The organism is bacterium Unc6, from assembly GCA_013626165.1.
Classification (GTDB): domain Bacteria; phylum Omnitrophota; class Gorgyraeia; order Velesiimonadales; family Velesiimonadaceae; genus Velesiimonas; species Velesiimonas alkalicola.
Genome location: NDHX01000003.1, coordinates 110,200 through 130,873, shown reverse-complemented (window position 1 = coordinate 130,873; position 20,674 = coordinate 110,200). Strand labels below are relative to the sequence as shown.

The 20,674-nt window shown below is 38.3% G+C and carries 21 protein-coding genes; all 21 read left to right on the top strand.

The window, feature by feature from the left end; all coding sequences use genetic code 11:
- The coding region (locus B9J78_02310) for an IS66 family transposase (protein ID MBA2123760.1) at positions 1–328 on the top strand (328 nt) is incomplete at its 5' end.
- Positions 329–642: 314 nt separating this feature from the next.
- Positions 643–1,992, top strand: a complete 1,350-nt coding sequence (locus B9J78_02305; protein ID MBA2123759.1) for a putrescine aminotransferase — start codon at positions 643–645, stop codon at positions 1,990–1,992.
- A gap of 94 nt (positions 1,993–2,086) precedes the next feature.
- Positions 2,087–2,317, top strand: a complete 231-nt coding sequence (locus B9J78_02300; protein MBA2123758.1) for a hypothetical protein — start codon at positions 2,087–2,089, stop codon at positions 2,315–2,317.
- 1,270 nt (positions 2,318–3,587) lie between these two features.
- Positions 3,588–4,595 (top strand): AmmeMemoRadiSam system radical SAM enzyme, encoded by a 1,008-nt coding sequence (locus B9J78_02295; protein ID MBA2123757.1) that lies wholly within the window; start codon positions 3,588–3,590, stop codon positions 4,593–4,595.
- A gap of 44 nt (positions 4,596–4,639) precedes the next feature.
- The gene (locus B9J78_02290) at positions 4,640–5,341 is read left to right on the top strand and encodes an isoprenyl transferase (protein MBA2123756.1); all 702 of its coding nucleotides are present in this window, start codon (positions 4,640–4,642) and stop codon (positions 5,339–5,341) included.
- Positions 5,341–6,150 (top strand): hypothetical protein, encoded by an 810-nt coding sequence (locus B9J78_02285; GenBank protein ID MBA2123755.1) that lies wholly within the window; start codon positions 5,341–5,343, stop codon positions 6,148–6,150. Before B9J78_02290 ends, B9J78_02285 begins: the two co-directional genes overlap by 1 nt.
- Positions 6,151–6,283: 133 nt before the next feature.
- A complete protein-coding gene (locus B9J78_02280) occupies positions 6,284–8,002 on the top strand; it encodes a hypothetical protein (GenBank protein MBA2123754.1) in 1,719 nt (572 codons plus the stop codon).
- A 14-nt stretch (positions 8,003–8,016) separates the two neighbouring features.
- Positions 8,017–8,883, top strand: coding sequence for a hypothetical protein (locus B9J78_02275; GenBank protein ID MBA2123753.1), 867 nt, complete (start codon positions 8,017–8,019; stop codon positions 8,881–8,883).
- Positions 8,840–9,412: a hypothetical protein gene (locus tag B9J78_02270; GenBank protein ID MBA2123752.1), complete on the top strand. Its 573-nt coding sequence runs from the start codon at positions 8,840–8,842 to the stop codon at positions 9,410–9,412. Before B9J78_02275 ends, B9J78_02270 begins: the two co-directional genes overlap by 44 nt.
- A 116-nt stretch (positions 9,413–9,528) precedes the next feature.
- Positions 9,529–11,019, top strand: coding sequence for a hypothetical protein (locus B9J78_02265; protein MBA2123751.1), 1,491 nt, complete (start codon positions 9,529–9,531; stop codon positions 11,017–11,019).
- 2 nt (positions 11,020–11,021) lie between these two features.
- Positions 11,022–12,122: a histidinol-phosphate transaminase gene (locus B9J78_02260; GenBank protein MBA2123750.1), complete on the top strand. Its 1,101-nt coding sequence runs from the start codon at positions 11,022–11,024 to the stop codon at positions 12,120–12,122.
- A gap of 304 nt (positions 12,123–12,426) precedes the next feature.
- Positions 12,427–13,221, top strand: a complete 795-nt coding sequence (locus B9J78_02255; GenBank protein MBA2123749.1) for a fructose-bisphosphate aldolase — start codon at positions 12,427–12,429, stop codon at positions 13,219–13,221.
- Between the two features lie 140 nt (positions 13,222–13,361).
- On the top strand, positions 13,362–14,360 hold the full coding sequence (locus tag B9J78_02250; protein ID MBA2123748.1) for a 3-dehydroquinate synthase II: 999 nt from the start codon (positions 13,362–13,364) through the stop codon (positions 14,358–14,360).
- 20 nt (positions 14,361–14,380) lie between these two features.
- The gene (locus tag B9J78_02245) at positions 14,381–15,688 is read left to right on the top strand and encodes an electron transport complex subunit RsxC (protein ID MBA2123747.1); all 1,308 of its coding nucleotides are present in this window, start codon (positions 14,381–14,383) and stop codon (positions 15,686–15,688) included.
- Positions 15,685–16,647, top strand: coding sequence for a hypothetical protein (locus B9J78_02240; protein ID MBA2123746.1), 963 nt, complete (start codon positions 15,685–15,687; stop codon positions 16,645–16,647). The genes B9J78_02245 and B9J78_02240 overlap by 4 nt, the downstream gene beginning before the upstream one ends.
- Positions 16,644–17,174 (top strand): hypothetical protein, encoded by a 531-nt coding sequence (locus B9J78_02235; protein ID MBA2123745.1) that lies wholly within the window; start codon positions 16,644–16,646, stop codon positions 17,172–17,174. The genes B9J78_02240 and B9J78_02235 overlap by 4 nt, the downstream gene beginning before the upstream one ends.
- Positions 17,171–17,986 (top strand): hypothetical protein, encoded by an 816-nt coding sequence (locus B9J78_02230; protein ID MBA2123744.1) that lies wholly within the window; start codon positions 17,171–17,173, stop codon positions 17,984–17,986. Before B9J78_02235 ends, B9J78_02230 begins: the two co-directional genes overlap by 4 nt.
- Before the next feature lie 30 nt (positions 17,987–18,016).
- Entirely contained in the window at positions 18,017–18,343 is a 327-nt protein-coding gene (locus tag B9J78_02225) for a thioredoxin (protein MBA2123743.1), read from the top strand.
- A gap of 19 nt (positions 18,344–18,362) precedes the next feature.
- A complete protein-coding gene (locus tag B9J78_02220; protein MBA2123742.1) occupies positions 18,363–19,214 on the top strand; it encodes a 30S ribosomal protein S2 in 852 nt (283 codons plus the stop codon).
- Between the two features lie 93 nt (positions 19,215–19,307).
- Positions 19,308–19,904 (top strand): translation elongation factor Ts, encoded by a 597-nt coding sequence (locus tag B9J78_02215; protein MBA2123741.1) that lies wholly within the window; start codon positions 19,308–19,310, stop codon positions 19,902–19,904.
- An 18-nt stretch (positions 19,905–19,922) separates the two neighbouring features.
- Entirely contained in the window at positions 19,923–20,639 is a 717-nt protein-coding gene (locus B9J78_02210; GenBank protein MBA2123740.1) for a UMP kinase, read from the top strand.
- The last annotated feature ends 35 nt before the right edge of the window (positions 20,640–20,674 follow it).

The window sequence follows — 20,674 nt, the reverse complement described above, 5'->3', positions numbered from 1 at the left end:
TGGGGGTCAATCTGGGAAACGAGGTAGAAAGAAACAGAGCAAGGCGAAAAACCTGCTGGATCGCTTGAAAAAGTACCGTCAGGAGACGCTGGCCTTCATGTACGATTTCAGCGTTCCGTTTGACAACAATCAGGCCGAAAGGGATATTCGAATGATGAAGGTTCAACAGAAAATCTCAGGGACCTTTCGCAGTACTCAAGGAGCAGATATTTTCTGCCGTATCAGGGGCTACATCTCCACCGTCAGGAAGAACTCCCTTCCTGTGATCGACGCTATTCAAGCTGTCTTCGAGAAGAATCCTTTTATTCCGGCAGGCGGGGGTCCTTGACAATGGTGCTTTTGTTTGCTATCATTATTATGGAGGCTGAATAGTTACGAAACTAAAATGCCCCCGTTTGGCTACTGCCTGTTCCTCATGAAGGGAGTGTGTCCGCCGGACATAAGTATGGGAGACATCTACCGATCAGTTATACCCTTCGTGATGATTCAGGGACTTGGCCTGGTTATCATTATGGTGTTTCCCCAGATAGTCCTATGGCTTCCGCACCTCGTATTCGGACGGTGATGTGAGTGGACAAATGGAACAGTAGCTGGTTTAGAGTTTAGCATTGAAATCAACCAAGACGAAGGGAGAGTCTAGAGATGAGCGTTAGCTATGATGCGGTAATTGAACAGTCTAGGAAATATCTTGAATTCATCGCCAAGGAAGAGCTGACCAAGGAGGAGAAGGATTGGGTTGTCCGCGAGACCGTTGAAGGATTTCGCAACAATGTAAACCCAGGGTTTCTTGAATACAGGAAATCGGTCTCTACAGACTACACCGCAGTAGAATGGAAGGATTCTGGCGCACGCTTTACCGATATATACGGGAGAGAATTCATCGATTGCCTGGGCGGGTACGGCATCTATAACGTCGGTCACCGCCATCCCAAGGTCATGGCAGCGGTCTTCAGCCAACTGAAGCGCCAAGCCCTGCACAGTCAGGAACTTCTGGACCCGCTACGGGCCATGTTAGCCAAGCTGGTGGAAATGATTACTCCCGGGGATTTACAGTATTGCTTTTTCACCAACAGCGGTACAGAGTCCGTTGAAGGGGCAATGAAGCTGGCCCGCTTGCATACTGAACGTTCTAGTTTTATTGCCGCAATCGGGGGATTCCATGGAAAATCCATGGGTTCCCTTAGCGCCACTTCCAAGGCTGTTTTCCGCAAGCCCTTCCTCCCCCTGCTCCCCGGATTTAGACATGTCCCCTACGGTGACGCTGATGCCTTGGAAAAGCAAATAGCCAGTGCTGCATTTTCCGGAGAGGATGTCGCGGCGGTGATCTTAGAACCGATCCAGGGCGAAGGAGGAGTAATCATTCCGCCCGACGATTATTTCCCCCGAGTTCGCGAGATCTGTGACCGCTACGGAGTTGTTCTTATTGCCGATGAAATACAAACCGGAATGGGCCGGACCGGCAAGATGTTCGGCTTGGAACATTACGGTATTGTCCCCGACATACTTTGCCTGGGCAAGGCGTTTGGAGGCGGAGTAATGCCCATCGGTGCCTTTGTCTCCACCAGTGAGATTTGGGAAAAGATGACCCCTAACCCATCCTTACATACCACGACCTTTGGTGGCAATCCGGTCTGTTGTGCCGCTGCCATTGCCGCTATTAATGTTATTTTGGAGGAGCGGCTGCCCGAGCAAGCTGCAGAAAAAGGCAAGTATTTCATCCCTAAGCTGGTCGACCTGATGCACAAATATAAGAATATTTGTGTGGAAGCACGTGGGCTCGGTCTGTTGATCGGGATGGAGTTTGTCTCGAACGAGGCCGGTTACCAGGTGGCTAAGGGTCTCTTTGAACATGGTGTGCTTGTGGCAGGCACCCTGATAAACGCCAGGGTGATCCGCATTGAGCCGCCGCTGACAATCACTAAGGCCGAACTTGATAGGGCTCTGGAGACCCTTGACAAGGTCTTTGACAAGGTATCAAGAGACTTTATGTAGGAGCATCTTTGAAAAGGGCAATTCAGAGTTTTTTGAATTACAAACTAAGCTGAAGGGAGGAATGATCCTTCCAAAGAGCTTGGAGGCACATTAAATGAAACAGAAATTGCCTTGGGGAGGCCTGCCCGTTTACAGCGTCGAGGAAGCCGATTTCGTAATCGTAGGAATTCCGTTTGACGGCGCGGTCAGCGCGGGTAGGGGAGCCGCTAGCGCCCCTGATCACCTGCGGGAGTTGTCACGGATCCTGCCCCCCGTTACCGAAGGGGGGATGGTTTTCAAAAACCTGAAGTTGTCGGACGTGGGCAATGTTCCAATCCGCTACTGAATCTTTGGCGAATGTCTATGCATAAAATACGTAACACAATTTATGAAATAGACCACTAAGGGTAAATTTGATGTAAGCTTTTGGGTTAAGGTAATTCTGGATAAGTATCTGCTTAGTCTTTTTTTACAAAGGCAGGTCTTCCAGGTGAAACTTTCAGGCCTGGATATTTTTATAAAAAAAGATTTTATCAAGATACAGGATAAATATCCAGAAAACACTATGTTCTTACTTATTGGGTACAGGAATGAATAAATAATATTGCCAATCTTTATCTTATCAATGAAAAACATCTGGCACAGCTAAATAATCCTGATAAGTTTTCTATCTATCAGGAGCAGTTGATAGAGAAATTGGAAAAGACAAAAGAACATAGCCAGCAAAAATATGAACATCCAGGGCAGATTAAAGTAATAGAAAATCTCAAAGAATATTGGAAGAGACTGACTATCTTTGCAAAGCACCTTTTGTACCTATAGATAATAATCTGGCAGAAAGATGTTTTAAGATGTCAGTCCTTGGCAGGAAAAATTACTACAGCAATTACTCTAAGATAGGGGAGAAATAAAAGCTGTCTTTTTACAATAACCCAGAGCTATCTTTTAATAGATTAGACCCTTGCAGCTGTTTAGAATACTACCTTGAAGAATACACTAAGAAAATGGTCTTTCTAAAGATTTGAGAAGATTCTTACCACAGGCTATTTAAGGAAAAGAGACTACCACACCTTAAATTACAACTATCGCATAGGGCAATGGGTAAGCCTGAACAACAGGCACCTGAGTAGCCACTTCGGGGGCAATGTGCTACTTATAACTACAATCATCCTGTCCTATTATCTATTATCTGTAATGTGAGGTTTTTGGAAAATTCATAACAGGTCAAAGGTATCTTTTGTCTTTTTTTTCCTTGTTCAGTAAACTTTCTCTTTTTCTCTATATTGCTTATAAAACTTTATTATCTTTAACATTTTTTACACTACTTTACTTTTAGAATATTTTCTTAGGCTGTCCACCATTCTAACCATCTCCTTATTGAGGCTTATTCTACTATAAATGAGGGTGTACTGAGCATAAAACGGTCTATTTTATTTTTTTATGGTGATTACTGTTTTTTTCAGTCTTCGGCTATTACTTAATTTATATAAATAAATTAACCAAAAACCAGAAAAAAACCTAACCTTTAACGTCGCATATGTATCTTAACTTTTTCAGGAGGGGCAGATAAGCCCAATGCTTGACATTGTGTGGTTATCTGTGTTAAATTATTTTTTATGCATAAGGCACTTTTTTATGAGAAATTAGAAGATAAGAAGGTAATATGCAGACTCTGCAATCATTTTTGTGTTATAACAAACAACAGCGCAGGTATATGTAGTGTAAGGATAAACAAAGAAGGTACACTTTATACTCTTGTGTACGGAAAAATTGTTGCAGACAATATAGACCCTATTGAAAAAAAACCATTTTTTCATTTCCTTCCAGGAAGTTTTTCCTATTCAATTTCAACAGTTGGTTGTAATTTCCAGTGCGGATTCTGTCAAAATTATGAAATGGCACAGGCGCCGCGCATGGGTATATTTCCAGATGTTCCTGATGTCGGCCCTGAACAGGTTATTAAAAAGGCTCTTCAATATAACTGTCAAAGCATATCCTATACATATACAGAACCTACCATATTTTTTGAATTTGTATATGATTGTTGCAAGATAGCAAAACAACAGGGGCTTAAAAATAATTTTGTAACAAATGGTTTCATAAGCCCTGATGCATTAGAGATGATAGCCCCATATTTAGATGCTGCAAATGTGGATGTGAAAGGCAACGAGGATTTTTATACATCAGTCTGTAAGGCCAGGTTTGAACCTGTACTACAGAATATAAGAAGAATGAAAAAACTTGGCATATGGGTTGAGATAACAACCCTTCTTATACCCGAATACAATGATAATAATAAAACATTTGATATGTTATCAAAAAAGTTTTTTGATATAGACCCCGAGATGCCATGGCATTTTTCAAGATTTTTCCCTGCATATAAATTTTCTAACCATTATCCAACCCCCGAACAAACAGTTTATAAATACAGGGAAAATGCCTTAAAAATGGGATTTAAGTATGTATACGCTGGCAATATATCCGAAGAAGGTCAAACAGAGTCTACAAAATGTCCGCAGTGTTCTAAACTGCTTATAAAAAGGTCAGGGTTTTCTGTTTTAGAAAACAATATAAAGAAAGATATATGTCCTGATTGTGGCAGGAAAATATCAGGGGTGTTTTAATATTTTCTGCCTGCCAAGCAGGCAGGGGGGATCTAACACATATTATGAAAAACATACCAAAACATATTGCGATCATTATGGATGGAAATGGAAGATGGGCAAGATTAAGAGGACTTCCTCGTCTTGCAGGACACGGACAGGGTGTAAAAACTGTAAAAAAAATTGTCCAAGTCTGTGCCGATATGGGTATAAAGTATCTTACACTGTATGCATTCTCAACAGAAAACTGGAGGCGTCCTAAATTAGAGATCCAGGGACTTATGAGACTGTTGAAAGAGTTTTTAAGAAAAGAGGTTGAAGAACTTAACAAAAACAATGTCTGTCTTATGACAATTGGAAATATAGAAGAGATTCCGAATTTTGCAAAACAGGAACTTGAAAGGGCAAAACAGATATTGCAAAAAAACAAGGGACTTGTTCTTAATCTTGCATTAAATTATGGCGCAAGAAAAGAGATTGTGGGGGCTGTGAAAAAATTTTCAAGGGATTGTATTGGAGGAAAGCACAAACCCGAAGACCTTAGTGAGAATATGTTTTCATCTTATTTATATACAAAAGATATGCCGGACCCAGACATTTTAATAAGAACAGGCGGACAGATGAGGTTGAGTAATTTTCTTTTATGGCAGGTTTCATATACAGAAATATATATAACGGATAAACTCTGGCCTGACTTTGATAGAAAAGATTTAGAATCTGCAATACAAGACTGTTTGAAAAGGCATAGAAGATTTGGAGGGCTGTGATGAAGCAGACACCTTTCTTGCGTATAATTATGGCAATCATACTCGGGGCACTGGGAATGCTTGCTCTTTTATTTTTACCGTCTTTCTGGTTCGGACTTGTTGTAACCCTGGTAATCGGTTTTGCTCTTTATGAGTTTTTTACAATGTTAAAGTTAAAGGGAATACAGTTGTTCAGATTTTTTGGGATAGTTGTAGGCGTATTGATACCTTTAAGTATAATAAGAGAGTTCATACCTACACCAGGCTGGGAAGTGTTTCTTATAATATCTGCACTTATTTCAGTATTCGTTCTTCAGATATTCAGGTTTGATAGTCAGAATGCGGTCATTGCTATAGCCACAACAATATTCGGTATTATCTATATATCCTGGCTTTTTAGTTTTATTATAAGGTTAAGAACAGTGGACGGGTATGACGGAAGGTGGATGGCATTTTTTGTCGTATTTGTTACAAAGATGGCAGATGCCGGTGCGTATATATCAGGTTCGTTGTTTGGAAAACATCTGCTCATTGCAAGGATAAGCCCTAAAAAAACAATAGAGGGTTTTGTAGGGGCACTAATATTTGGGACATTAGCAGGTATTTCTATAAAGGGGAGTCTGCCGTTTGGCATCTGGCAGACGGGTTTGCTTTCAATTGTTTTAACAGTGTTCGGTCAGATTGGAGACTTTTCCGAATCTTTGATAAAAAGAGATTGTCAGGTAAAAGATTCGGGTAACATTTTCCCCGGTTTAGGCGGGGTTATGGATATAATAGATAGCCTGATTTTTTCTGTTCCTGTAATGTATGTTATTTTAAAGCACCTGTAAATATTACAGTAAGCCCTGATTACACAGATTTTTGAAAGATTACACCGATTTTGTCATCGGGTTTTAATCTGTGTAATCTGTTTTTTAATCTGTGGAATCAGGGTCTGATGAGTTTTTCAACAGACCCCATATTATGGAAAACAAACAGATTGCAGATATTTTCTCAGAGGTTGCTGATATCCTTGACATACTTGGAGAAAATCAGTTCAAGGTGCGAGCATATAGAAATGCAGCCCGCGTTATTGAGGATTATCCGGAAAGAATGGAAGATATCTTCCAGCAGGGTAAAGAACTTAAATCAATATCCTGTATCGGGCAGGGAAGTGCAGAGAAAATTCAGGAAATAGTAAGCAGGGGTAAGTTATCTTACCTTGAAGAACTTCTTCAGAAGGTTCCGGAAGGACTTATTGTGCTTATGAGGCTTGAAGGATTGGGGCCTAAAAAGGTAAAAATTATCTATGATAAACTTGGTATAAAAGATATAGAAAGTCTTTATCAGGCATTGAAGGAAGGAAGAATAAAAGACCTTCCGGGTATGGGGGAAAAGACAGAGCAAAACCTTATAAAAGCAATAAAACATTTTAAGGATGGACAGGGAAGAATTCGTTTAGATGTTGCAATGGAGATTGCAGATGGACTTATAAAATACTTAAAACAGTCAAAGAGTATAAAAAGACTTGAGGTAGTGGGAAGTTTAAGAAGAAGAAAAGAAACCATAAAAGATATTGATATACTTGCAATAGTAGATGATCCTTCCTCTGTGATGGATAGGTTTGTTAAGTTCCCAGATGTCCAGAGTGTCCTTTCAAAAGGACAGACAAAGTCAAGTATAAAACTTCTTAATGGTGTAAATGTAGATATAAGGGTTCTTGAACAGAAATCGTTTGGTGCAGGTATGCATTATTTTACAGGCTCAAAAGAACATAATATTGCTATTCGTGACAGGGGCAAAAAACAAGGATTAAAAATAAGTGAATATGGGATATTCAGGGCAGAAGACGAATACCCTCTCGGAGGCGCAGCAGAAGAGGAAATATTTAAGTCTGTGGACTTACAATTTATACCTCCTGAATTAAGGGAAAACAGAGGAGAAATAGAACAAGCAGAAAAAGCAAGTCTACCGAAGCTTATTGAATTAAAGGATATAAAAGCTGACCTGCAGGTTCATACTGTTGCAACCGATGGAAGAGATACCATAGAACAGATGGCGGAAAAAGCAATCTCTTTGGGGTATAGTTATCTTGCAATAACAGACCATTCAAAAGAAGTGAAGATTGCACATGGACTTGATGATAAACAATTATTGAAGCATATAGAAAATATAAGAAAAATATCTGAAAGATTTAAGAATTTTAATTTGCTTACAGGTATTGAGGTTGATATACTTGAAGATGGGAACCTTGATATATCAGATGAGGTATTAAGGCAATGCCAGATTGTAATAGGAGCTGTGCACTATCATACCAAGATGGGAGAAGAACAGATGACGAAAAGAATAATAAAGGCTATGAAAAATTCTTATCTTAATATACTTGGACATCCTACGGGAAGAATTATCATGGGGAGAGAATCTTATGCTGTGAATATAAAAGATATTATAAAGTGTGCGGTTGATTATAATGTTATTTTTGAAATAAATGCGCATCCTCAACGGCTTGACCTTAATGATATCAATACAAAACTTGCAAGGGATATGGGTGCTAAATTTGTGATATCAACAGATGCACATTCAACATCACAGATGGAGCATATGAGGTTCGGTATTTTTGTTGCAAGAAGAGGTTGGCTTGATGCAAAGGATGTGATAAATACATTGCCTTTGGATAAGATGCTTAAAACACTGAAAAGGTAGTAGATAGCAGGTAGGTGGAAAGGAGATATATGAAAATAAATCTTTCGGTTCCGGTGGATGACCCGGCGCATCCATTACATAATACTTTTGAATATTTAATCCTGAATAAACAGGGCAATAGAAATATAGCAGATGTTATGGAAGATTTTATCCGTATAGACAAGGCATCCTGGCAGTTGAATGTATTAGAGGAACAAGAAGACGTAGCAGAGTTTGTGAACAGGCAGGCTCAGATTTTTGTATCAGCAATAAGAGGTTATATAATACCCAACCTTTTTTCATTTGTCAAGACTTTTCCGCAGGATCCACAACTGCATTGCGTCTTAGGATATGCAGCCCAAATGGTTGGGAAATATTCATTGGCATTAAAAGAATATCTTCTTGCGATTGAATACAGTGAAAAAACAACACATATACATTTTCTTTTTGCCCAGTTGTGTTGGACAGTGGCAAATGAAAGATACTATGGCAGGAGAAGGAAAAAAGATTTTAGATTTTATTGTGATATGGCAATCCGTTCTGTTGATAGGGTTTTATCGGTTGAACAGGATAACACAGAAATGCTTGTTTTAAAAGGCGTTATACTCGGAGCATGCGGGGTCAGGAAATTGAAGGAAGGCGTAAAGGCCCTGTCAGCGGCATGCAGTATAGAGCCTGAAAATTTCTGGAATCACTGGGAACTTGCTAATCTCTGTGAAAAGTTCGGAAATATAAGAGAGGCATTTTTTGCATATAAAAAAGCAAAAGATGTTGCATCAGATGACCCGGATCTTGCTGATATGGCGGAGGAAAAAATTTCATTTCTAAAGAAAAGTTTTAAAAGAAAGATAGGCAAAAATGAAGGTACTTGGTATTCTGGGAAGTCCAAGAAGAAACGGTAACACAGAGATTCTTCTGGACCAATTTCTTGAAGGAGCAAGAGAAGCAAAGGCCACGGTTGAAAAGATTGTGCTTAATGAATTAAATTTCAGAGCCTGTCAGGAATGTAGTGGGTGTCGTAAAACAGGTATCTGTGTATTGGATGATGAACTAAAACAATTTTATCCTAAGATTTTAGATTCTCAGATAATTGTTATTGCCTCTCCTATATTTTTTGGAAGCCCTACGGCACAAATTAAGGCAGTAATAGATAGATGCCAGTGTCTGTGGGTTGTCAAATATATTTTAAAGAAGAAATTAAAAGACAAAAAAGCAGCAGGTTTTTTTATAAGTGTAGGAGGAATGAAAAGAACAGATTTTTTTAAGTCTGCAGAAAGTCTGGTCAAAATATTTTTTGCAATCACAGATACGGATTATAAGGGAAAACTCATTTATTCAGGTGTAGATAAAAAAGGACAGATAAAAGAAGTTAAGGGTGCATTAAAATCAGCCAGAGAAAGTGGTAAAAATATCGTCAAGAGTTTTGTTTAACTTCTTGAAATTCCGATATAAGAATGAAATACTTGTTTAATCTTTAATGTTGGAATTTCAGAACCCCCGTCGGGTCAACTTGACCAAATACTGATTATGAGGGTATAATTAAGTTTATGGATATAAAAAATGTTTGGCTTATTCTATATAGTGTGGTTCTTATTCTTTTGGCACTGTATTCTCTTCATATCTGTATCCTTGTTATACTGTCCTGGTGGCACAGAAAAGACAGTGTTCAGAAGACTCCTCTTCCGGATGACCTGCCAATGGTTACCATTCAATTGCCTGTGTATAATGAACGGTATGTAATAAAAAGGCTTATTGATTCGGTTTGTAGTCTTGACTATCCTGCTGATAAAATGCATATACAGGTGCTTGATGATTCAGATGATATCACGAAAGATATATCAAGACAGATTGTTGCAGAATATAAGGAAAAAGGTTTTGATATAGAACACATCCATAGGGATGTCAGGTTTGAGTTTAAGGCAGGGGCCCTGAAACAGGCGTTGGCTACCGCAAAAGGTGAGTTCATTGCAATATTTGATTCTGATTTTACTCCGCCTAAAGATTTTTTAAAATCTCTTCTGGTGTATTTCTCAAGTGAGAAAATAGGAATGGTGCAGGCAAGATGGACACATATCAATCCGAACCATTCAATTCTTACAAAAGTACAGGCAATGATGCTTGATATACATTTTTTGGTTGAACAGCCTGCTAGATTTTATGCAGGTTGTTTTATAAATTTTAACGGTACAGCCGGTATCTGGAAGAAACAATGTATTATTGATGCAGGAAACTGGTCAGGAGAAACGGTTTCAGAGGATATGGATTTAAGTTACAGGGCACAAATGAAAGGATGGAAATTTATATATGCCCATGATGTGCTTGTGCCTGCTGAACTTCCGATATATGTATCTGCTTTTAAGTCTCAGCAGTATAGGTGGGCACAGGGAACATTTCAGTGTGCCAAGAAACACACCTGGGCATTATTATCTTCAAAAATGGAATTTTTTAAAAAAATCCAGGCCATTATACATCTTACTAACTATCTGTCCTACCCGCTGCTTTTCTTGTGGGGAGTAGTGCTTCTGCCTGTTTCTATAGGTTTTAATAGAATACATCCCAATATTTCATTGATTCATATAATTACAATTTATGTTGTCGCAATAGGCAACCCGCTGTTAGCCTGTCTTTATGCAAGAAGTTGTTCAACACCCGGTGGTAGGCATAGGGTGAGTTGGACACTGCATAATATAAAACTTCTTCCCGCATTTCTTTTTGTTAATTGCGGGATGTGTATTAATAATACATTTGCAATATTAAAAACTATATTTACAAATCAAAAACCGGTGTTTATAAGGACACCAAAGTTTGGTATAGAGAAAAAAACAAGGTTTATTCCTTCAGATTATTCTGTTCCTTATAATAAAATTATTTTTATAGAAATAATTTTAGGTTGTTTTTGTTTGTGGAAAGCAATATATTTTGCCATTAACGGTGCTATATATACCAGCCCGTTTTTTTTAATATATTCAGTGGGTTTCTTTTACATGGCAGGGATGGAGATTTTACATAGACCACATAGAAAGCAGGAAGTTGTTTAAGAATGGATATAAAAAAGATTGCAAAAGAAAATGTTCTTGCCTGTAAGCCGTATAAGGGGGGGAAGCCCATTGATGAATTAAAAAGGGAGATGGGTTTAAAGAATGTTATAAAGATTGCCTCAAATGAAAGCCCTTTTCTTCCCCCTAAAAATGTTTTAAGGGCATTAGAACAAGGATTATCTTCAATCAATCGCTATCCTGACGGGGATTGTTATTATTTAAGATTGGCACTTTCAAAAACTCTTAAAGTTCCCGGTAATATGTTTACATTCGGCAATGGTTCGGATGAAATTCTTGTTCTTACATTGATGGGTTTCTTAAAAAAAGACGAAGAGGTAATAATTGCAGAGCCTACATTTCTTGTTTATAAAATAGCAAGTCTTATTCAGGGGGCAAAACTGAAATTTGTCCCTCTTAAAAACTATAGATATGATTTGCCTTCTATGGCAGGTGCGGCAACAGATAAGACAAAAATTATATTTATTGCGAACCCCGACAATCCGACCGGAAGTTATATTACTGAAAAGGAACTAAAAGGTTTTTTAAAAAAAATTCCAAACAGTATAATTGTTGTTTTAGATGAGGCATACAGGGAGTTTGTATGCGCAAAGGACTATCCTTTTAAGACCGTTGATATGGTAAGATCATACCCTATCATAGTAATGAGGACATTTTCAAAAATCTATAGCCTTGCAGGAATAAGAATTGGTTATGCAATATCTGATCCTGATATTACAGATGTATTAAACAGAGTAAGAGAGCCATTCAATGTGAACAACCTTGCCCAGATAGGGGCAACAGAATCTTTAAAAGATAAAAAATATGTCCAAAAAGTAAGAAAGTTTATATCTGAACAAAAGTCTTATCTTTATAAAGAACTTGAAAGGCTGAATATCAGGTTTGTCCAAAGCCAGACAAATTTTATACTTTTAATATTTGATTTTCAGGGGAAAGAGGTTTATGATTTTCTTCTTAAAAAAGGAATAATTGTAAGGGATATGTCAGGTTGGGGGCTTGAAAACTGTATAAGAATTACAGTGGGGCTTCAACAAGAAAATAGACTATTCATAAAATATTTAGAAGAGTTCATAAAAAACAGATGACAGCTGACTGGTAACTGGTAACAGGGAAAACATAATCTCTCCTAACCTCTCTTTTAAAAGAGAGGAAAAAATCTCTCTATCCTCACCCCAGAGGGTGTCCCCGAAAGAGGTAAAAATTTCCTCCCTCTTTTTGTAAAAAAGGGTGGGTGGATTATGGTTTGAATTTTTAATGTGGAAATTTATGTTTGTTTGGGATTTCTGGTACCTTTTGGGTGTGTTTCTTGGAACTTGGAATTTGATGACAGGCATAAGGGGTAAAGGTAAAAAATTAAGGTTGAGACGGACGGCAAGCAGGGAGGTTAAAATGGTAGGAAAAATGATAAGGTTAGAACGGATTATGAACAGGGTTTCAGGCAGAACAGTTATTGTTCCTATGGATCATGGTGTTACACTTGGGCCTATCTCAGGTATTGTAAATATGAAACAAACCATAGACAGGATAGCAGATGGCGGTGCAAATGCGGTTATTGTTCATAAAGGCGTTGTAAGAGCAGGGCACAGAGGTTCCGGAAAAGATATAGGACTTATTATACATCTTTCTGCAAGCACTTCTCTTTCACCTGACCCAAATTCAAAAACACTGGTTTGCAGTGTTGAAGAGGCAATATTTCTTGGTGGCGATGCAGTATCTATTCATATAAATTTAGGTGCAAGCACAGAACCACACATGCTTGCACAGTTTGGGGCGGTTGCAAAAGATTGTCAGAGGTTTGGGATACCACTCATTGCAATGGTGTACACAAGAGGGAAAAAGATTACAAGTGAGTTTGAGGTTAAATATGTCCGACACGCTGCCCGCGTGGGTTCAGAATTGGGGGCTGATATTGTAAAGATAAATTACACAGGAAGTCCTGAAAGTTTTAAGGAGGTTGTAGAGGGATGCCCGGTACCTGTTGTGATTGCAGGAGGTGAAAAGGTTGAAACGGATGAGCAGTTATTGAAAATGATAGATGGAAGTCTTATTGCAGGTGGTGCAGGTGTTTCAATAGGCAGGAACACATTTCAGCATAAAGACCCGACAAAAATCGTCCAGGTAATAGGACAGATGGTCCATAAAAATCTGCCGATAAAAGATGCATTAAAGATGTTAAAAGAATAGGGGATGGTCCACAATATAAAACGCATTAAATACTTGCGTTTTATTGATTACACAGATTTTGAAAAGATTACACAGATTAAAGACCTGGTTAATCTGTGTAATCTGCTTTTTAATCTGTGGAATCAGGGTTAAAGGGTTATATGCAACAAAAAAAAGTATGGATAAAAATTGAAAAGTGGGATAAGGATGCTGTTATTGCAAGCCTTGAATCAGGAGCAGATGCCGTAGTGCTCCCCTGTGGCTATACTCAAAAAGTCAGAGAATTAGGGAAAATACAGGTTATCTCTTCTGACGGAGATTTAAAGCCTGATGTGGATGTTGAAAGGGTTGTGATTGATAGCAAAGAAGATGAAAAAAAGGCACTAACACTTTCCAGGACAAAAACTGTAATTGTAAGCACTCCGGATTGGACAGTTATACCCCTTGAAAATCTTGTTGCCCGGTCTGAATCCATATTTGCAGAAGTTAAGGATTTTGAACAGGCAAGGCTTTGTCTTCACATCCTTGAAAAAGGGGTTGCCGGGATTGTTCTTGTGAATTCTGATATAGGAGAAATAAAAAAGACAATTTCTTTTATCAAACAGATCTCACCTTCTTTACAGATTCAAAAGGCCCAGGTTGTATCTACCCGTGCCATTGGTATAGGAGACAGGGTTTGTATAGACACAACCTCCATAATGAAAAAAGGCGAGGGAATACTTGTGGGCAATACCTCATCAGGTTTTTTTCTTGTCCATGCTGAAACAGAAGAGAATCCATATGTGGCTTCCCGTCCTTTCCGTGTCAATGCAGGTGGTGTGCATGCATATTGTATAACCTCTTGGGGTAAAACAATGTATCTTTCCGAACTAAAATCAGGCGATGAGGTTTTAATTGTTGATTATAAGGGAAAAAACAGGCTCGCATCTGTGGGAAGAATAAAGATAGAAACAAGGCCTATGCTTCTTATTGAAGCAAAAGTATTAGAAAGCCCAATATCCCTTATCCTTCAGAATGCCGAAACAATTAATCTTACCTGTGAGAGCGGAGAACCTGTATCGGTGACAAAATTAAAACCGGGTGATAATGTGCTTGTATATATAGAAAAATCCGGAAGGCATTTTGGTATCCAGGTAGAAGAAACAATCGTTGAAAGATAACGGATGTAACGGAGGTAGGATTGTCTTATTTTCGTGGCGGTGTGCACCTTAAAACAAATAAAGAATTAACAAGATCTTTACAGATAAAGAACGCTCAAATTCCATCAAAGGTATTTATACCCCTTGTTCAGCATATGGGTGTCCCTTGTGAAAATGTTGTGCAGGTGGCAGACTCTGTAAAAAAAGGAACCACAATAGGCAGGTGCGATAAGTTTGTGGGCGCAAGTATTCATTCAAGCATATCCGGGAAGGTATTAAAAATAGAAAAATGGAATCATCCTGTCTTTGACTGTTATGATGGCGTATGGATTGAAAATGACGGGAAAGAAGAATCTGAAAAATTTGAAAAATCTAATTTTCAGACCTCTGATGTTCATACAATAAGAAAAAGGATACAGCAGGCAGGTGTTGTCGGTATGGGAGGAGCGGGTTTTCCTACGCATGTAAAATTAAGTCCACCGCATGAAAAAAAAATAGAGGTTCTCATAATAAATGGTGCCGAATGTGAGCCATATATTACATCAGATTACAGGCTAATGCTTGAAAACCCCAAGCAGATATGGAAAGGTGTCCGATGGATGGCAAAAGCATTGGGTGTAAATAAAGCGATTCTTGCAATAGAAGACGATAAAAAAGAATGTTTAGACTCTATGTCAAAAAACATCTCTTTCGACGGGCTGGATATACAGGTAAAGGTTCTTCCTGTTATGTATCCACAGGGAGCGGAAAAACAGGTGATATTTGCACTCACAGGAAAAGAGGTACCCTCGGGGGGCGGGCTTCCAATGGATGTGGGCGTTGTGGTGCAGAATGTCGGAACCTGTTTTGCGGTTCATCAGGCACTGGATGAGGGGAAACCTCTTTATGAAAGAATTGTTACGGTAACCGGAAAGGGAGTTAAAAATCCTTCTAATTTAAGAGTAAGAATAGGAACAACATTTAAGGATTGCATAGAACAGTGTGGAGGATTAACCGAAGATGCATACTCAATTGTAAGCGGTGGTCCTATGATGGGGATTGCCCAGCATACAATGGACACGCCTGTTATAAAAGGAACATCGGCAATTCTTGTTCTTACAAAAGAAGATGTGCATCAACAAGAAGAAATGCGGTGTATAAGATGTGGCCGTTGTATAAGGTCCTGCCCTATAATGTTATCTCCTACACTTCTTGCAGGTTTTATAAAAAAAGAAAACCTTGATCTGGCAAAAAGGTACAATGTAATAGATTGCATAGAGTGCGGGTGTTGCGATTTTGTTTGTCCTTCACATATCCCACTTGTGCACTGGCTCAAGTTCGGGAAAATGCTTTTAAGAGACAAGAAATGAAGGAAAAATCTTTTTATGTGAAATCATCTCCGCACATACACTCAGGTGCAAGTGTGCAAGGTATAATGTTTACTGTTATTGCCGCACTTATTCCTGCTGGGATTGCAGGGGTATGGTATTTTCGTTTTAATGCACTGATATTGATGTTAACCTGCACAGTTGTTTGTATTTTAACAGAAGCAGTGATACAAAAAATAAGAAAAGTCCCCATAACAATTTCAGATGGAAGCACTATCTTAACAGGACTTTTGCTTTCCTTTAGTTTGCCTGCTTCTCTTCCAGTCTGGATGGCTGCTGTGGGTTCTTTTTTTGCTATTGCAATTGCCAAACAGGCATTTGGAGGATTAGGTTGTAATATATTTAATCCCGCTCTTGCTGGAAGAGTTTTTTTATTAACCTCTTGGCCAAAGCAGATGACCTCATGGGTTAGCCCTTTTTCGCTTGATGCGATATCTTCTGCAACACCGCTTGCCATAGAAAAATTGAACTTACAAAAACCCATCCCGAACATTTTTGATATGTTAGTGGGAAACAGAGCCGGCTGTATCGGTGAAACTGCAATAATACTTCTTGCCCTTGGGGGTATATTCCTTGTATATAAAAATATCATCACCTGGCATATACCGGTAACATTTATTTTTACTCTGGGAATTTTGGGTTGGTTATTTGCAGGTGATGAAATATTTAAAATGAATCCTTTATTTTATCTAATGGCAGGTGGAGTAATATTGGGTGCAATATTTATGGCAACGGATTATGTAACAAGTCCTCTTACAGAGCGGGGCAAGATTATTTTTGGTTTTGGATGCGGGTTTATAACATTTATTATTCGTGAATTTGGTGGTTTTCCTGAAGGTGTTGCATACTCAATACTTCTTATGAATTGTCTTGTCCCGTTGATTGACCGTCTAACGCAAGACAGAGTGTTTGGCACAATCAAAAGAAAGATGGCGTTATGAAAATATTTAGAGAATACAAGCCGGTGATAATACTTTTTATCATATCTATTATTGCATCAGGGTCACTTGCACTTACGCAGGTTATAACAATCCAGACCGTTATATCAAACCAAAAGGCAAGGGAAAAGGCTATGATTTTATCAATTCTTCCGGGCGCTCATTCATATCAATTGAAAAACACTTCTTTCGGAAAACAATATTTTGAAGGATTTTCTGAAACAGCACAATCTATAGGATATGCAATATATGCTCAAGGGCGTGGTTTCAGAGGACCCATTAAGATATTAGTCGGATTTTCAAAAGATGGCATAATATTTAATATAAGAATATTTGAGCATAAAGAGACCCCCGGACTTGGAGCAGGGATAACTCAAGCATGGTTTGTTGGGCAGTTTGATGGGAAAAAAATATGTGAATTAAGCCTTGATAATATCCAAGCCATAACAGGCGCAACAATATCTTCTCGTGCGGTTGTTGAGTCAGTAAAAAAATCTGTTGAAGAATTCTTAAAAAGTGTAGAAAAATGATAATTGTTTTTTCAATACTAACAATAGGAACACTCGGTTTGTTATTTGGGATCGGACTTACCATTGCTTCACAGCGGCTTCTAATATCTGAAGACATAAGGCTGGGGAGGATTATGTCTATCCTTCCTGGCTCTAACTGTGGTGCCTGCGGCTTTGTAGGTTGTCATTCTCTTGCAGAGGCGATACTTCAGGGAAAAGCAGATGCAAGTTCCTGTGTTCCGGGTGGAGAAGATGTTGTAAATCGGATTGCAGAATTTTTAGGATTGCTTCCCTCTACTGGAACAAAGCGACAGCAGATGGTTGCTGCGCTTTTTTGTTATGGCGGAATAAATGCAAAAAACAGGATGCAGTATCAGGGAATAGAAGATTGCAGGGCCGCATCCTTGCTTTTAGGGGGACAAAAACAGTGCAGGTTTGCCTGTCTTGGGAAAGGTACCTGTGTTACGGTTTGTCCGTTTAATGCCATAAAAATGAAAGAAGAAGGGCTTCCAATCATAGATACGAATAAGTGCAGAGCCTGTCAGAAATGTATAAAAATATGCCCCAAAAATGTTGTTCATCTTATTTTAAAGGAAAAGCATGTAAAAGTCAGATGTTCCTCGCATGACAGGGGTAATGTTGTTGTTCATGTTTGTTCTGTCGGTTGTATTGCCTGCAAAAAATGTGAAAAAGTTTGTTCATTTGATGCAATACATGTTATAGATAATCTTGCTGTAATTGATTATAAGAAATGCACAGAATGTTTAGAATGTGTCAAAGCCTGTCCCCGGCATATCATCACACAGGACATAAGTGTAAATAATTTTGCATAAAAAACTTGTTGTACAGGACAAGGAGGATATATGTCAGATGTAAAAGAATTAAATGAAACAAATTTTGAATCGGTTATCTCTAATTCGGCACCGGTGCTGATTGATTTTTTTGCCCCCTGGTGTGGTCCCTGTAAGATGATGTCTCCTATAATAGACCGGGTGGCAAAAGAATTTGAAGGAAAGTTAAATGTATATAAAATAAATATTGATGAAAACAAGACACTTGCATCAAGGTATGGTATAATGTCAGTTCCCACACTTATATTTTTTAAAAGTTCCAAAGAAGTTACAAGAAGTGTCGGGCTTGTTAATATAGGTGAAATAAAAAGAAAGATAGAAGATATTTTAAAGCAATAATAAAGAGGGTTAAAAACAGATGGAACAGATTACAGTAAAAGAATTACTTGCAGCGGGGGTTCATTTCGGGCACCAGACCAAAAGATGGAATCCAAAGATGCAACAGTACATCTTTGGAGAAAGAGAAGGTATCCATATTATAGATTTGCAAAAAACGCATCAAAAACTTTTAGTTGCAATGAATTTTTTAAAAAGTATAGCAGAGAAAGGGGAGGACATACTTTTTGTCGGAACTAAAAGACAGATAAAACAAATTGTTGAGGAAGAGGCCGGAAGGTGCGGCGTATTTTATATAAGCAATCGTTGGCCAGGCGGTCTTTTAACAAACTTCGAAACTATTCGTCAATCTATGAAGCAGTACAACAACTTGCAGGGTATTGAGACGGATGAAAGGAAAAATCAGTATACGAAAAAAGAGATTTTAAAATTTGTTAGGATAAGACAAAAGATAGAAAAAACACTGGGTGGTATTGTTTCTATGAATAGGCTTCCATCTGTTTTGTGTATTATTGATGTTAACAAGGAAGTTTTATCAGTAAAAGAGGCAAACAGTTTAGGTATCCCGGTTGTTGGAGTTGTTGATACAAATGCTAATCCAGAGCCCATTAAATATCCTGTTCCGGGCAATGATGATGCAATGCGTTCTGTCAAAACATTGCTATCATGTTTTGCAGATGCAGTATTAGAAGGTAAAAGGGTTTTTGAAGAAACACACCCTGCAAAAGAAGTATCATCTTCAATAGAAGAAACAAAACACAGTGCAAACATTGAAGAAGAAATAACAGAAGAAAAAGCAAAAAAGCCTTTTTTTAAGAAAAGCCCATATCGGTGGAAAGAAAAACAAGACAGAAAAAATAAAACAAAAATATAAGTCTGTTGCATAACCGCTCACACACCCAAAGGGTACCTGAGTAGAAATGTGGTTGTGCAACGGGCTCAAACAACGAGGAGGATATCGTAGATTATGGCAGATACACTGGAACAGATCAGAGAGCTTCGTTTTAAGACAAGCGCAGGGGTTGGTGATTGCAGACAGGCATTAGACCAATCAAGAGGAGATATAAATCTTGCAATAGAAATATTAAGAAAGAAGGGTATTGCTCTTGTTGCTAAAAGGTCGGGAAGAACAACAAAAGAGGGTATGGTTGCATCATATATTCATCACAATGGTAAGTTAGGTGTTCTTGTAGAAATAAATTGTGAAACAGATTTTGTCGCAAAGAACGAGGAATTCCAGTCCTTTGTTAAGGATATAACCTTACAGGTTGCAGCAAGTGCTCCGTTATATGTAAAAAAAGAAGATATTCCTTCTGATGTTTGTGAAAAGGAAAAAGAAATACTGAAAGCACAAATATCGGGGAATAAACCGGCGGTGGCTATAGATAAAATCATTGAAGGGAGATTGCAAAAGTTTTATGAGGAAAAGTGTCTTCTTGAGCAGCCATACGTAAAAGATCCAAATAAAAAAATAAAAGACCTTCTTGGTGAGATAGTGGGAAAGATTGGAGAAAACATTTTAATAAGAAGGTTTGTCCGATTTCAGGTCGGAGAAGAAGTGTAAAGAAAGAAGGAAACAGTATTGGGCAAAAAGGCTGTTTATAAAAGGGTTGTATTAAAATTAAGCGGAGAGGCTCTGCAGGGCGAGGAAGGATTTGGTATAGACCCTGTGGTTGTTAATTCCATTTCACAGCAGATTAAGAATGTCCACTCGCTTGGAGTAGATGTTTCAATTGTTATAGGAGGCGGCAATATATTCAGAGGTAAGGTAGCAGAACAAAACGGTATGGATAGAGCCACAGCCGACTATATGGGGATGCTTGCGACAATAATAAACGGACTTGCGTTACAGGATTCTATGGAAAGGTTAGGTCTAGATACAAGACTTATGACTTCTATACATATCCAGCAGATTGCAGAGCCATATATAAGAAGAAAGGCAATAAGTCATTTTCAAAAAAGCCGTGTTATTATATTCGGAGGGGGGACCGGGAATCCATATTTTACAACTGATACAACAGCGGCACTGAGAGCTATGGAAATCAATGCAGATGTTATTCTAAAAGGAACAAAGGTAGATGGCGTATATTCTGCCGACCCTATGAAAGATAAAACCGCCAAAAAATATAAAAAACTTTCATATATAGATGTACTTAAAAAAGAATTAAAAGTAATGGATGCAACTGCGATATCCCTTTGTATGGATAACAATCTTCCAATAATAGTCTTTAATCTTTTTATCCCTGGCAACATTAAAAAAATTATATTAGGTGAAGATATAGGGACAATTGTGAAGTAGATTTTACTCTTTGGATAATTCTTCCCTAATAAAGA